The 12,579-nt window shown below is 47.0% G+C and carries 12 protein-coding genes; 1 reads left to right on the forward strand and 11 read right to left on the reverse strand.

All coding sequences use genetic code 11. The features are described 5' to 3' along the window. Nucleotide 1: 1 nt before the first annotated feature. Genes B4F66_RS13000 through parE form a run of 4 tightly spaced genes read right to left on the reverse strand, consistent with a single transcriptional unit; the run spans nucleotide 2 to nucleotide 5,137 of the window. Nucleotides 2-463: a DUF3306 domain-containing protein gene (locus tag B4F66_RS13000; RefSeq protein WP_292353477.1), complete on the reverse strand. Its 462-nt coding sequence runs from the start codon at nucleotides 461-463 to the stop codon at nucleotides 2-4. Then, entirely contained in the window at nucleotides 460-930 is a 471-nt protein-coding gene (locus B4F66_RS13005; RefSeq protein WP_292353476.1) for a DUF3305 domain-containing protein, read from the reverse strand. Before B4F66_RS13005 ends, B4F66_RS13000 begins: the two co-directional genes overlap by 4 nt. A gap of 53 nt (nucleotides 931-983) precedes the next feature. Next, nucleotides 984-3,224 carry a DNA topoisomerase IV subunit A gene (parC, locus tag B4F66_RS13010; protein ID WP_292353475.1) on the reverse strand — a complete coding sequence of 747 codons (2,241 nt, stop codon included), beginning with the start codon at nucleotides 3,222-3,224 and terminating at the stop codon, nucleotides 984-986. A gap of 14 nt (nucleotides 3,225-3,238) precedes the next feature. Next, nucleotides 3,239-5,137, reverse strand: a complete 1,899-nt coding sequence (parE, locus tag B4F66_RS13015; RefSeq protein WP_292353474.1) for a DNA topoisomerase IV subunit B — start codon at nucleotides 5,135-5,137, stop codon at nucleotides 3,239-3,241. Nucleotides 5,138-5,482: 345 nt separating this feature from the next. On the opposite strand from parE, the gene B4F66_RS13020 reads away from it, so the two are divergent. Further along, entirely contained in the window at nucleotides 5,483-6,055 is a 573-nt protein-coding gene (locus B4F66_RS13020) for a Tll0287-like domain-containing protein (protein ID WP_292353473.1), read from the forward strand. Here B4F66_RS13020 and B4F66_RS13025 read toward each other — a convergent pair. From B4F66_RS13025 to B4F66_RS13055, 7 genes are all read right to left on the reverse strand, one after another. Beyond that, on the reverse strand, nucleotides 6,052-6,255 hold the full coding sequence (locus B4F66_RS13025; protein ID WP_292353472.1) for a winged helix-turn-helix domain-containing protein: 204 nt from the start codon (nucleotides 6,253-6,255) through the stop codon (nucleotides 6,052-6,054). The two genes, B4F66_RS13020 and B4F66_RS13025, sit on opposite strands and share 4 nt — an antisense overlap. Nucleotides 6,256-6,316: 61 nt before the next feature. Further along, the gene (locus B4F66_RS13030; protein WP_292353471.1) at nucleotides 6,317-7,489 is read right to left on the reverse strand and encodes a MalY/PatB family protein; all 1,173 of its coding nucleotides are present in this window, start codon (nucleotides 7,487-7,489) and stop codon (nucleotides 6,317-6,319) included. After that, nucleotides 7,476-9,623: a 5-histidylcysteine sulfoxide synthase gene (ovoA, locus tag B4F66_RS13035; RefSeq protein WP_292353470.1), complete on the reverse strand. Its 2,148-nt coding sequence runs from the start codon at nucleotides 9,621-9,623 to the stop codon at nucleotides 7,476-7,478. The genes B4F66_RS13030 and ovoA overlap by 14 nt, the downstream gene beginning before the upstream one ends. Before the next feature lie 80 nt (nucleotides 9,624-9,703). Then, nucleotides 9,704-10,270, reverse strand: a complete 567-nt coding sequence (locus B4F66_RS13040) for a class II aldolase/adducin family protein (protein WP_292353469.1) — start codon at nucleotides 10,268-10,270, stop codon at nucleotides 9,704-9,706. Then, a complete protein-coding gene (locus B4F66_RS13045; RefSeq protein WP_292353468.1) occupies nucleotides 10,263-11,486 on the reverse strand; it encodes a tetratricopeptide repeat protein in 1,224 nt (407 codons plus the stop codon). Before B4F66_RS13045 ends, B4F66_RS13040 begins: the two co-directional genes overlap by 8 nt. Before the next feature lie 2 nt (nucleotides 11,487-11,488). Then, entirely contained in the window at nucleotides 11,489-12,196 is a 708-nt protein-coding gene (locus tag B4F66_RS13050; protein WP_292353467.1) for an energy transducer TonB, read from the reverse strand. Next, nucleotides 12,168-12,575, reverse strand: a complete 408-nt coding sequence (locus B4F66_RS13055; RefSeq protein WP_226074860.1) for an ExbD/TolR family protein — start codon at nucleotides 12,573-12,575, stop codon at nucleotides 12,168-12,170. The genes B4F66_RS13050 and B4F66_RS13055 overlap by 29 nt, the downstream gene beginning before the upstream one ends. Nucleotides 12,576-12,579 lie beyond the last annotated feature (4 nt).

Genomic DNA, 12,579 nt, shown 5'->3' on the forward strand with positions numbered 1-12,579 from the left:
GTTATGCAATGGGGTTATCCTCCTCGTCGCGATTATTTCGCGGTTTTGTGTCGTTATTCTGTTCAGAATCTTCTACAGGATCAGCCGCTGCTGGCTGTTCAGCTGTTTCATCTGGCGCCAGCTGACGTTCCAGCATCCGTTTCATTTCATGGGTTACTACAGAGCCCAATCCAGCAAAAGCATGATAGTTATAGTCATTTTCGTATTCTTCAAGCCCATCAGTCTGATTAAAGCCCGGTTTACGAAATAAATCGCGTAATGCCTGTTTTTTGGTTTCCGGATCAACATTCTCACGTTGCCAAAGGGGCAAATCAGCTGACTCTTTGGCTGGTGCAGTTTCATCTGTCAGGTTTTGTTCGGTAGGCGCTGATTTTTCAGTTGCCGTTTCTTCTTCAATATTGGTTTGCTGCTTACGGCGGGACCAGCGCGATAAAAAATTTTCGGATACCGATTTTTCTTTCATCGAGCGCCTCCATCATTATCTTTCCACCGTTCACGACGGCGCTTTTTGGGAGCTTCCGGTGCATAGTGATAGATCAGAAAGCGTTCCAGCCAGACACATAATTCATCTGGCAAAGCTGCTTCCATCACGTGATCGCCAGCTTCCATATAGGAAGCGGCTTCATCGAAATCCACGGTTAGTACAACCGGGGTGAACAGATCATTTTCCAAGCGGCCGATAAAATAAATCTTGGCCTGTTCTGACATCAGATTTTGATAATAGCTATCACAATAATGCCGAAATAAACGCAGATGCAGATCGGGATAATAATGCAGCTCACCTTCGGTCTGCGCATTGGACAATTGTGTTTCGCTGAGACCAGGAATCACACCCAGCAAAGACCAGGAATGTCTGGCCCAGCGGTGTTGACTGACTTTTTTCAGCAATACAGCGGTAACGGAAAAATGATCAGAAGGTATATCCAGCATCTCTATCAGGCATTGTGAATTCAGCCTAATAGGATACCAAGTAACCGAGCTTTTTACTCGGCTACTTCAACGGAACTGACTTTTTGCAATCCTCTGGGTAGCTTATGTCCGCGTTTACCGCGCTCTCCGGCATAGTGTTGCAAATCAGCGGTTTTCAGCGTGAGATGACGACGTCCGGCGTGCAGCGTCAGACTGTGATTTTCCGGAACCAGCGTGACCGATTGCAACCATTCCTGACCACTGGTGAAACGTGCCTGCGGAATATTGATCAAACGGACGCCTTTGCCTTTATTGAGTTCTGGCACTTCACTGATTGGGAAGACTAATAACCGACCATCGCCCGCAGCAACCGCCAGTTGTTGCGGCATTTTTGTATCGACCACCAATGGTGGTAATAACGCCGCTTTTTCCGGCAGATTGAATAAAGCTTTACCGGCTTTGTTTTTAGCCAGTAAGTTATCAAAGCGAGTGACAAAACCATAACCAGCAGTATTGGATAACAACACCATCTGATCATTCTCAGCCGCAATCACCGCAATAAAGCGTACTTCCGGCGCGGATTGCAATCGACCACTGAGCGGTTCTCCCTGGCCTCTTGCTGATGGCAAGGTATGCGCCGCCAGTGAATAACTACGGCCGCTTTCATCCAGGAAAACGACCTGCTGGTTACTTCGGGTTTTGACCGATGCAAGATAGCGATCGCCGGTTCGGTAATTTAATGATCCCGGATCTACATCATGGCCTTTAGCCGCCCGCACCCAGCCACTGGCCGATAACACAATTGTCAGGGGTTCTGTGGGTAATAACTCGGTTTCGCTGAGTGCTTTGGCCGCATCACGCTGTTTGATTTCGCTACGACGGTCATCACCATATTTTTCGGCATCAGCTGTCAGTTCCTTGCGGATCAACGATTTCAAACGGGTTTCCGAACTCAGTAATAATTCCAGAGATTTACGTTCCTTGCTGAGCTCATCCATTTCGCCTTTGAGCTTCATTTCTTCCAGTTTGGCCAAATGACGTAAACGCAATTCGAGAATCGATTCGGCCTGGCGATCACTAAGACTGAATCGGGCCATTAACTCGGCTTTGGGATCATCCTCATAACGGATAATGGCAATGACTTCATCTATATTCAGATAAGCAACCAGCAGGCCTTCCAGCACATGCATGCGATCCAGCACTTTATCCAGACGATACTGTAAGCGGCGGCGTACTGTTTGAATTCGATAGGTTAACCATTCGCTGAGCATCTGCAGCAGGTTTTTCACCTGCGGCCGACCATCAAGGCCGATCATGTTCATATTGACGCGGTAGCTGCGCTCCAGATCAGTAGTGGCAAACAGATGCGACATCAGACTTTCAATATCCACCCGATTAGAACGCGGCACAATCACCAGACGCACTGCCTGTTCGTGATCAGATTCATCGCGTAAATCTGCGACCATTGGCAGCTTTTTGTTATTCATCTGTGCGGCGATCTGTTCCAGCACTTTGGCACCAGAAGTCTGATATGGCAGCGCATGAATCACAACTTCGTTGTCTTCGACTTTATAAGCGGCACGCTGGCGAATCGAACCATGACCGGTTTCGTAGATGCGACGGATTTCAGCTTGAGGCGAGACGATTTCACCGCCGGTGGGGAAATCCGGTCCCTGAATTTCAGTTAACAGATCATCCAGCGTACTTTTCGGTGATTTGAGCAGTAACAGGCAGGCATTTACCACTTCCCGCAGGTTGTGCGGCAGGATATCTGTTGCCATGCCCACGGCAATACCGGTGGCACCGTTCAACAATACATTAGGGAGTCGTGCAGGCAACAGTTGTGGTTCATCCATGGTGCCATCAAAATTGGGCATCCATTCGACCGTGCCCTGCCCCAGCTCAGTTAATAATGTTTGGGCGTAAGGTGCCAGACGTGCTTCGGTATAACGCATGGCAGCAAACGATTTGGGATCATCCATTGAGCCCCAGTTACCCTGACCGTCAATCAGGGTATAACGATAGGAGAATGGCTGAGCCATTAGCACCATGGCTTCATAACAGGCCGAATCACCATGCGGATGATACTTACCTAATACGTCACCGACGGTACGAGCGGATTTTTTATGTTTGGATACAGCACTGAGGCCTAACTCGGACATCGCATAAACAATGCGTCGCTGGACCGGTTTAAGACCATCAGCCAGATGCGGCAAGGCACGATCCAGAATGACGTACATGGAATATCCCAGATAGGCCTTTTCGGTAAAATCCCGAAGCGGTTGCTGTTCCAGATCGTCAACTATAGTGCTCATTCAAAATTCTCAGTTCAGATTAAACCATCAGCTAAATCGCCATGCTGTTCCAGCCAGACTTTTCGATCACCAGCACGTTTCTTAGCCAGCAGTTTGTCAAGCGTCATAAACGTATCATCATCGGCGTCAATGGTGAGTCGAATCAGCCGGCGTGTATCGGGAGCCATGGTAGTTTCACGTAATTGCAAAGGATTCATCTCGCCCAGACCTTTAAAACGCTGGGTACTGACTTTGCCTTTAATTTTATCTCGTTCGATACGGTCCAGAATGATTTGTCGCTCTTCATCATCCAGTGCGTAAAACACCTGTTTGCCGACATCAATCCGATACAGCGGTGGCATCGCCACACAGATATGTCCGGCTTCGACCAGTGGCCGGAAATGTCGGACAAATAACGCACATAACAATGTGGCGATATGCGCACCATCCGAGTCAGCATCGGCAAGAATACAGATTTTGCCGTAACGCAGTCCGGTAAGATCATCCGAACCAGGATCAACACCTACTGCAACAGCGATGTCATGAACTTCCTGTGAAGCCAACACCTGTGAGGCTTCGACTTCCCAGGTATTCAGAATCTTACCGCGTAACGGCATGATAGCCTGAAATACACGGTCTCGGCCCTGTTTGGCACTGCCACCAGCAGAATCCCCTTCCACCAGAAACAGTTCAGTGCGAGATGGATCCTGAGAAGTACAGTCCGCCAGTTTACCGGGAAGTGCCGGACCGGATTGCACCCGTTTACGTACAACTTTTTTTGCCTGTTTTAAACGTGATTGGGCATTGTTAATGGCCAGCTCGGCTATTTTTTCACCATCTTCAATATGATGGTTGAGCCATAGGCTGAACGAATCTTTTACTGCACCGGCAACAAACCCGGCACATTGCCTGGAAGACAGACGTTCTTTCGTCTGGCCGGAAAACTGGGGATCCTGCAATTTGACTGATAATACGTAACTGCAGCGTTCCCAGATATCTTCGGCCGATAGTTTTACGCCGCGTGGCAACAGGCTGCGAAACTCGCAAAACTCACGCAAAGCATCTAGCAGACCTGAGCGTAAACCGTTTACATGCGTCCCCCCCTGTGCGGTCGGGATAAGATTGACGTAACTTTCTGCAATCACCTCTGCCGGTTCAAGCTGCCACATCAGGGCCCAGTCGACTTCCTGATCTTCATCAGCAAAATGACCAACAAACGGTTTGGCTGGGACGCAGGGTACATCAGTCATCGCATTGGCGAGATAACTGTTCAGGCCATCTTCATAACACCAGCGATCATTTTGTTTTTCGGCACCACTTAAATCTTCAAAGGTAACCACTAAACCGGGGCATAATACCGCTTTGGCTCGCAAAACATGGCGCAGACGTGAGACCAGAAACTTTGGTGCATCAAAGAAACTGGTATCTGGCCAGAACCTGACGCTGGTACCGGTATTTTTTTTGCCGACTGTCCCGGTTTCAGTTAAAGGCTCAACTAACAGACCATTTTCAAAAGCAATGCTGTAGCTGATGCCATCACGACGGATATTCACTTCCAGTCGTTTGGATAAGGCATTGACGACAGAGACACCGACGCCATGCAAACCACCTGAGAAACGATAATTTTTATTGGAAAATTTACCCCCGGCATGCAGCCGGGTCAGAATTACCTCAACCCCAGGCACACCTTCTTCAGGGTGGATATCCACCGGCATCCCCCGTCCATCATCAATGACTTCAAGCGAGTTATCGGGATGCAGGATGACTTCAATATTTGTTGCGTGACCGGCAATGGCTTCATCGACACTGTTATCAATGACTTCCTGAGCCAGGTGATTCGGCCTTGTGGTATCGGTATACATGCCGGGTCGTTTTCTGACCGGATCCAATCCCGTTAGAACCTCAATTGCCGAAGCGTCGTAGATATTGGTCATTTTCTCTTAGTCAAAAAAATCAAGTTGCCCGAAGGTTAGCAGGATAAAAGCAGGATGTACAAGCATCCTGGCGATTGGAACAAAATAACGCAGCCCCCATCACATATAATTAGATGCTAATATTTAACCTTACTTATCATTTTCAATTTAGGGCTAAATAAAGTGTCGTTATGAATGCCTGAGGGGATGATCAATGTTGCATATTAAATAACGGCTATGGTTCACTGACAAAAAGCATTTTGATTCTCTGAACCTCGCGAACAAGGTTTTCTTCTCCCGCCATGGAGGAGAAAGTTATCGTTATCCAAGGACATCTATTTTATCGACTCAGTGTGGAGCACGAAGATGAATATTCGGCCAGTTTTTTTTATCACAATCTTGTTATTTGCCTTTTCAGTTCAGGCTGATAACGCTAAACAGTTTGAAACCCAGGCCAATGCGGCGATAAAAGAATTTGCCGAAACACTCAAATCAGCATTAATGTTATCCATGCAAACAGATGGTTCAGTGAAAACTATTGCTGTTTGTAAGGATATTGCTCCCAAAGTGGCCCAACAGGTTTCCACCAAATACAATCTTGATGTCAGTCGTACCGCTCTGAAGATCCGTAACCCTGAGAATCAGCCTGATGAATGGGAAAAAACTGTTTTAAGAAGTTTTGAAAAACGCCTGGAAAAAGGTGAAATCATTAAAAAGCTCAGTTTCAGTGAGCAGGTGGAAACAGACGGCGTTAAACAATGGCGCATGATGAAAGCGATTGGTACCGATTTAGTCTGCGTCACCTGCCACGGTGAAAAGATACCGGAGCCTATCCAGGCCAAGTTGAAAAAACACTATCCTGATGATCAGGCCACGGGATTTAGCGTGGGTAGCGTTCGTGGCGCATTTAGTGTCAAACAGAACCTGACGGATAATTAACTTTCTTTAAGACTGATAATTTCGCTACGGCCTTTTTGCACTGAGATCAGTTTATCTTCCCTCGCCAGCCAGCCAATGGCTCTTTGTACCACTTTGATATCAAGACCACACTCGGTAGCCAGCTTGGTAATGCTGGTCGCCCCATTTTTTTGTAAATATTGCCAGATTTTGCCTGCGGCATCCCCAATAGTCTGTTGCATCACAAACCTCATCGCGTTGAAGTAAAATCTTTTGTTAAGTTCTACTGTTCTTAGTAAAGCTTCATTTCGCGCTTTCCCAGGCAGAAACGATTTGCTGACAGGCTTGTTCAATCATTGCCCTTGGCGCGGCAATATTCATTCGCATAAAACCACTGCCGGCATCGCCAAACATCACACCGGGGTTCATCGCCACACCCGCCTGTTGAACAAAAAAGCTTCTGAGTTGTTTGTCATTAAGCATTAGTTCACGGCAATCAAGCCATAATAGATAGGTTGATTGTAAATCCAATATTCGTATCTTCGGTAGCTTTTCAGCAAAAAATTGCTGTACCCAGTGGTAGGTTTGCTGCAGATACAATAACAGTTCATCCAGCCACTGATCTCCATGCCGGTAGGCGGCTATCGTTGCTTCAATACTGAACGGATTGGCAGCACTGACATGCCAGGAGTTAAACACCGATTCAATCGCTTTTTTATGCTGATTATCAGGGACTATCAACATCGACATCCCAAGCCCGGCAATATTAAATGTTTTGCTGGCCGATACAGCGGTCACCATGGGCACATCATCCGCCAGTGTTGCCAACGGAATATGCTTCTGACCCGATAAGACCAGATCGGCATGAATTTCATCACTGACAATAATCAATTGATATTGCCTGGCAATATCCAGCAGCTGTTGCAGTTCAGACTCGCTCCACACCCGACCACCCGGGTTATGTGGTGAGCAAAGCAACAGCATTTTGGCCCCTGCTGCAGCCTGTTCGGCCAACTCAGCAAAGTTAATCTGATAATACTCATCCACCAGCTGCAATGGATTTAATAGCAGATTCCGCTGGGTCTCAGTCACCGCCGAGAAAAAGGGAAAATATACCGGTGGCTGGGCTATGACCTGATCATGCTTTTCGGTTAGCGCCATGATGGTGGCATGCAATGATGGCACGACTCCCGGACAAATCAGGATATGTTCAGCGTCAATATGCCAATGATGACGTCGTAAAAACCACTCCTGGGTGGCCTGATACAACGCTTCAGGATATTCACTGTAGCCATAAAGTGGATGCTGGGCCCTGACAGTCAACGCTTTTGTTACCGACTCAGGGGCAGCAAAATCCATATCTGCCACCCATAACGGAATGGCATCTTCGCGGCCAAACAATCGCTGGCGGGCATCGTATTTAAGGCTATACGTGCCGCTGCGATCTATTTGCTGATCAAAATCAATCTTCGACATTTCGACGTTCCCAGATAGTCACCTCTGACAGAGTATGCTGGAATTTACGTCGGGTTTCACGGAGTACGAATGGTTGCGAAAATGGCCCATCAATTAATTGAAAGTGATTTTCCAACACGCTTTTGATGCCATCCAGTGTGGAAAAGCTTTCTCCGTCTTTTTTGAATCCACCCAGCCAATTGGCTTTATCCGTGTGTTCTTCCAGCCATGTATAGGGCGAGGCTAACACTAACAAGCCCCCCACATTAATTCGTTCATGTATGTGTTTTAAAAATAATATCGGGTCATACAAGCGGTCTAGTAAATTAGCCGCTAAAATCAAATCATAGCCTTGGTAGACCGCTTTTAAATTACAGGCATCGCCCTGCATAAAATCAACTTTATGCGCGGTATCTTCCAAACCAAAGTTTTCCAGCCGTTGTTCGCGATACAGTAATAAATCACCTTCATCGGCTATGGCATAACGGATGACGCCATCACGCTTGAGCTGGACACCGAGATTGATCAGCCGTGCCGAGAAATCAACCCCTGTGACCCGATCAAAATGCCTGGCTAATTCGAAACTGGCACGACCAACCGCACAGCCAAGATCAAGCGCGTGTCTTGCGGGTTTATCCCCCATCTTCTCAATAGCCATCCGGGCGATGGCTTTTTGAAAGTTAGGCACATCAAAGTAACTTTCACCATAGTGGAATTCAGCATATTCCGACAACATTTTGTCGGTTTCATAGTTAGAATCCAGATTCACCACTGGCGCATCCGACACCACATAACGGAATCCTGCATGCTGAAAAAAGTGACGTCTGAACGCATAACGGGATGATAAACGGCTTTCATTGCCACAGGAAATCCAGCTGCCACCTTTTATCAGATTATGTTTTCCATCATATGTCGGCGTGGTGAAATCATCATACAGGCGGTGAACCTGTGATCCATCGAATGGATAAATCGGCGTTTCAGTCCATTGCCAGACATTGCCTCTGACGTCATAAAAATCGCCCTGCGCAAAATGATTTACCGGACAGGAGGAGGCAAAATGATCCAAATGAATATTGGCGGGGGCTGCATTCTCGTCCAGTTCTTCGATACCAGCAACATCAACCAGACGATACCATTCATCCTCGGTAGGCAGGCGTACAGTTTCACCGGTTTGTTCAGACTTCCATGCACAGAATGCCTTGGCTTCATGATAGTTTACTTCTGCAGGCCAATCCCAGCGCATTGGCACAACCTCAGCCATTAACCGCAATTGCCAGCCCTGATCGGTTTTTAGCCAGAATGTGGGATATTCAGCTTGTGTAAATTCCCGCCATTGCAGCCCTTCCTGCTGCCAGTATTGTGACTTCTGGTATCCGCCCGCTTCAACAAAGGCTAAAAACTCATGATTACTGACCAGATATTTGGCAGATTGAAAGGCTGGTACTTCTGCCTGATGTTGACCATATTCATTATCCCAGCCGTAATACTCATCATCAAAGGACTTGCCCAGTTTTACCTGACCAGCATCCACTGGCAAAACTGTGTTCTCAGGAGCTGCTCCGGAAATATCACATGCCGGCCACGCCGAATGCGGTTGTACCCACTGTAATTGCTGCTGACGAATTAATACTGATGAAGTTTCCAGATGGATCTGTTCATGTTCAATCCCCATCATGATGGCCCACCATGGGTTGTCCCAGTTGATAGGTAATTGCAGAGGGGCTTTTTGAATAAGTTGATTAACGACTTTTTTCACTTGTTGCCGATAGGCTTTTACTTCCGCTACTGAAGGCCAGTCATAATGATCATCATTAAGATCATCCCAGCTCATTTCATCCACACCAACCGCGAACATTGATTCAAAACGAGGATTGATGCGTTGAGTCAATAACCCGGCTAATAAAAGCTTATTAACAAAAAAAGTCGCCGTATGGCCGAAATAAAAAATTAACGGATGGCGAAGCGGAATACTTTTCTGATAATAGCCTTCTTCTGATTTCAAGTTATCAAACAGCGATTCATAACGCTCAAAATTTGCATTGAAATAGGCAGCGAGTTCGTTGCGAATAGCTTCCGGCTCTTTTGCATTCAATCGTGGTGTACGTAAATATCTATGTTCTGAGTGGGAAAAAGATACGGCTTTTTCGGCAGTCATTGGTCAAAAATCCCTTTGAGGATAGCTGTAAGAATTTAATCTGACTTGTTTTGGACAAATAGGTTTCGCGTTAAAGCAGATTATAGCTGGGCAGCAAGCCAGGCCGTTTTGGCAGAAAGCTCTACCGAGCAGCTCCATTTATAGGCCAAATTGATGGTTTCCGCGCAGGCATAAACACCATGCCCCCGAACAATGACAACTTTATGACGGGCCAGCCCCTGCGCCACTGCCATTGGTGATTTCTCTATGTACTCGGCATAGTCAATTGAAATAACCGGGATGGTCGAAAAATAATACTGCCCTTCAAAATCCACCGGGATAAAATCTTCACCATTCATCGTCATCGCAATCGCATGCGGCCCATGACTATGAATAACGGCTCGAGTATTGGGATTATGCTGATAAGTTGCCAGGTGCAGCGGAGCATCCAGTGAGGCGCCTTCCCCGCATTGGCCGTCAATATCACAGGGCACCAGCATTTCCGGTGTCAAGGTATCGGCACAACAGCCTGTAGGCGTCACCCAAATCTGATTATGCCAGCGAAAAGAAGCATTGCCACTATGTGAATCGTTGCAACCGTATTGACGCAGCCAACGGTAATGTTGAACCAGTTGGGTTTTGAGTTCGGCCAATGAAGTTTCAGGCATCTTCGTTATCTTTACGGGTATTTTGCAGATGTCTTAACCATTGCGAAGCCTGATTACGGACTTCGGTGTAAGCCAGTGCACGATTAAGATGTTGCTCTGACTGCTGCATATTGCCCAAATGGTAGTTGACCATACCAGAGAGCATCCAGGCCTGGCCGCGTTTTGCTTCAGGTAATTTTTCCAGACTTTGCTGAAGCGGTCCAGCAGCTTCATCCCACTGTTCCATGCTGATAAATACTCTAGCCAGTTTCAGGTCGGTTTCGCCTGAGGAATCCATTGATTGCATTTGGGCTAACACCTGAGTGGCATTTTCATTTTCTCTGGCAGCTAACCAACTGTCAGCCAGTGATTCAAGATTTTTAAAATTACGCTCTATCACCCCATCATCCATAGATTTCTGCAGTAACTGGGCCGATTTATAAGGGATATTCAGATAGCGATACATATTTGCCAGGCGCAATACGGTGTCGTTGTCACCAAGATTCAGCCGCTTGGCCAGCATCTGTACGGCCAGCGAGGTCAGCCGTTTTTCCTGTTGGGCATAGAGAGCTGCCAATTGGTCCCAATAAGTTTTATTGACTGGAAAACGTTCAATCAGAATCTCCAGTACATTAATGGCTTGGTTGTATTGCTGCATTTCCATATGTGCAGACAATTGCAGTCGGTACCAATTTTCTTTCGGGGAATTATCACGCTGAATAGCAGTACGAATGGCCTCAACGGCATTGGTAAACTGATTTATCTGGTAATAGGCCGTTGCCAGTAACACATAGGCACTGCTGTTCGCCTGAGGTTCTTTGTTCAACCATTGTGTCAGCAGGTCGATGCCTTTCTGATACGCACCATCGCTGATTAATAACTGGGCAAGGTTATAGCGCAGATTGTGGGTGACATCCTCCGGCAGTGCATTCAGTGCGAGGGCATCTTCAAACTGTTCTGCTGCCAGTTTGTACTCTTCGGTTTCAGAGTATAAATACCCCAGAGTTTGCAAAACGACTGCTCTTTCGTAACTTCCTGCATCGGTTTCACCGACCAGCTTTTTCAAATCCGCTTCTGCCTGACGATATTGCTGCTGTTCCATTTTTTCCTGAGCAGCATTAAGCGATTTGTAGGTAGCTTCACTGAGCAGGTATTCATCTTCAGCCATTGAGGTTAATGGCAATGCAAGACAGGCAACCAGCGTCATCAAAGCGAATTTTTGCGTAAGTTTCTTCATGTTTACCTGGCCAACTTAAATTCGATTTCCTGGGTTGCTCGGCGTTCAACCGGCTCACCATCGACAACTTTAGGCTTGAATTTCCATTTGAGAATAGCCGTCTTCGCTGCATTATCAAATACATTCTCAGGACTGGCAGAAACCACTTCAGGATCTTTTACCCGGCCATCACGGGTGATGGTGAATACTACTGTCACCACGCCTTCAATACCCCGCCGCTGCGCGACACGTGGATAGTTCGGCGGAATTCGAACCAGTGGCACGACCTCATCATCCATCTGCGGTCCCTGCACCGGCGTAGGAGACGGCGCGGGTGCCGGTTCAGCACTGAAATCCCCCAGATAAGGCTGACCGGCAATATTCAATGGGACATCAATTTTTGGCATATCCATCTGCGGTTGCTGCACATCCGGCTGCGTCATTTTAGGAGCAGTAGTCGGCGTTGGTGGTGGCGGCTCTTCCGGCGGTGGTGGTTTTTTGGGGATTTCACGCTTGATTGTTTCAGGTTGGGTTTCTTCCTGTTTCAAACGCACAAAGTCCAGCACCAGTATTTCATTATCATCCCGATAAAGACTGCTATCTGATGTGGTCATTTCTTTCATCAAGGTGAACAAGCCATAATTGACCAAAATCGCCAGCAATAACCCAATAAAGATACGCATAGAAGGTGATTCTCCGCGACTAGTCTCGTTCAGCAGCAATTGAGACATTCGCAACTCCCGCCAAACGTGCCTGATCCATGACTTCAATCAATAAGCCGGTTTTGGCTTCTTCATCAGCCAGAATAATGACTGAACCTTCCGGGTTTTCCGCGTACATACGCTCTACATTGGCACGCACTGCACGACGATCTATCTGTCGTTGATCCATCCAGATTTCATCATTTTCACGTATCGATATCAGGATATTAGCGCGTTCTTTCTCCACTGCTGTTTTTGCCGATGGGCGGTTTACATCCACCCCGGTTTCTTTCACAAAAGAAGTGGTCACAATAAAAAAGATCAACAGGATAAACACCATATCAATTAATGGTGTCATGTTGATTTCAGCTATACCGCCACTTTGACGGCGGGAATGTCGTTTTCGCATAAAC

Source organism: Methylophaga sp. UBA3603 (assembly GCF_002375335.1).
Taxonomy (GTDB): domain Bacteria; phylum Pseudomonadota; class Gammaproteobacteria; order Nitrosococcales; family Methylophagaceae; genus Methylophaga.

What these genes read in the sequence shown, in the direction of transcription:
- B4F66_RS13025 (WP_292353472.1), bottom strand. Translation starts at nt 6,255, where the DNA reads ATGCAACAGACTATTGGGGATGCCGCAGGCAAAATCTGGCAATATTTA.
- parE (WP_292353474.1), bottom strand. Translation starts at nt 5,137, where the DNA reads ATGACCAATATCTACGACGCTTCGGCAATTGAGGTTCTAACGGGATTG.
- B4F66_RS13055 (WP_226074860.1), bottom strand. Translation starts at nt 12,575, where the DNA reads ATGCGAAAACGACATTCCCGCCGTCAAAGTGGCGGTATAGCTGAAATC.
- B4F66_RS13020 (WP_292353473.1), top strand. Translation starts at nt 5,483, where the DNA reads ATGAATATTCGGCCAGTTTTTTTTATCACAATCTTGTTATTTGCCTTT.
- B4F66_RS13000 (WP_292353477.1), bottom strand. Translation starts at nt 463, where the DNA reads ATGAAAGAAAAATCGGTATCCGAAAATTTTTTATCGCGCTGGTCCCGC.
- B4F66_RS13030 (WP_292353471.1), bottom strand. Translation starts at nt 7,489, where the DNA reads ATGTCGAAGATTGATTTTGATCAGCAAATAGATCGCAGCGGCACGTAT.
- ovoA (WP_292353470.1), bottom strand. Translation starts at nt 9,623, where the DNA reads ATGACTGCCGAAAAAGCCGTATCTTTTTCCCACTCAGAACATAGATAT.
- B4F66_RS13005 (WP_292353476.1), bottom strand. Translation starts at nt 930, where the DNA reads ATGCTGGATATACCTTCTGATCATTTTTCCGTTACCGCTGTATTGCTG.
- B4F66_RS13040 (WP_292353469.1), bottom strand. Translation starts at nt 10,270, where the DNA reads ATGCCTGAAACTTCATTGGCCGAACTCAAAACCCAACTGGTTCAACAT.
- B4F66_RS13050 (WP_292353467.1), bottom strand. Translation starts at nt 12,196, where the DNA reads ATGTCTCAATTGCTGCTGAACGAGACTAGTCGCGGAGAATCACCTTCT.
- parC (WP_292353475.1), bottom strand. Translation starts at nt 3,224, where the DNA reads ATGAGCACTATAGTTGACGATCTGGAACAGCAACCGCTTCGGGATTTT.
- B4F66_RS13045 (WP_292353468.1), bottom strand. Translation starts at nt 11,486, where the DNA reads ATGAAGAAACTTACGCAAAAATTCGCTTTGATGACGCTGGTTGCCTGT.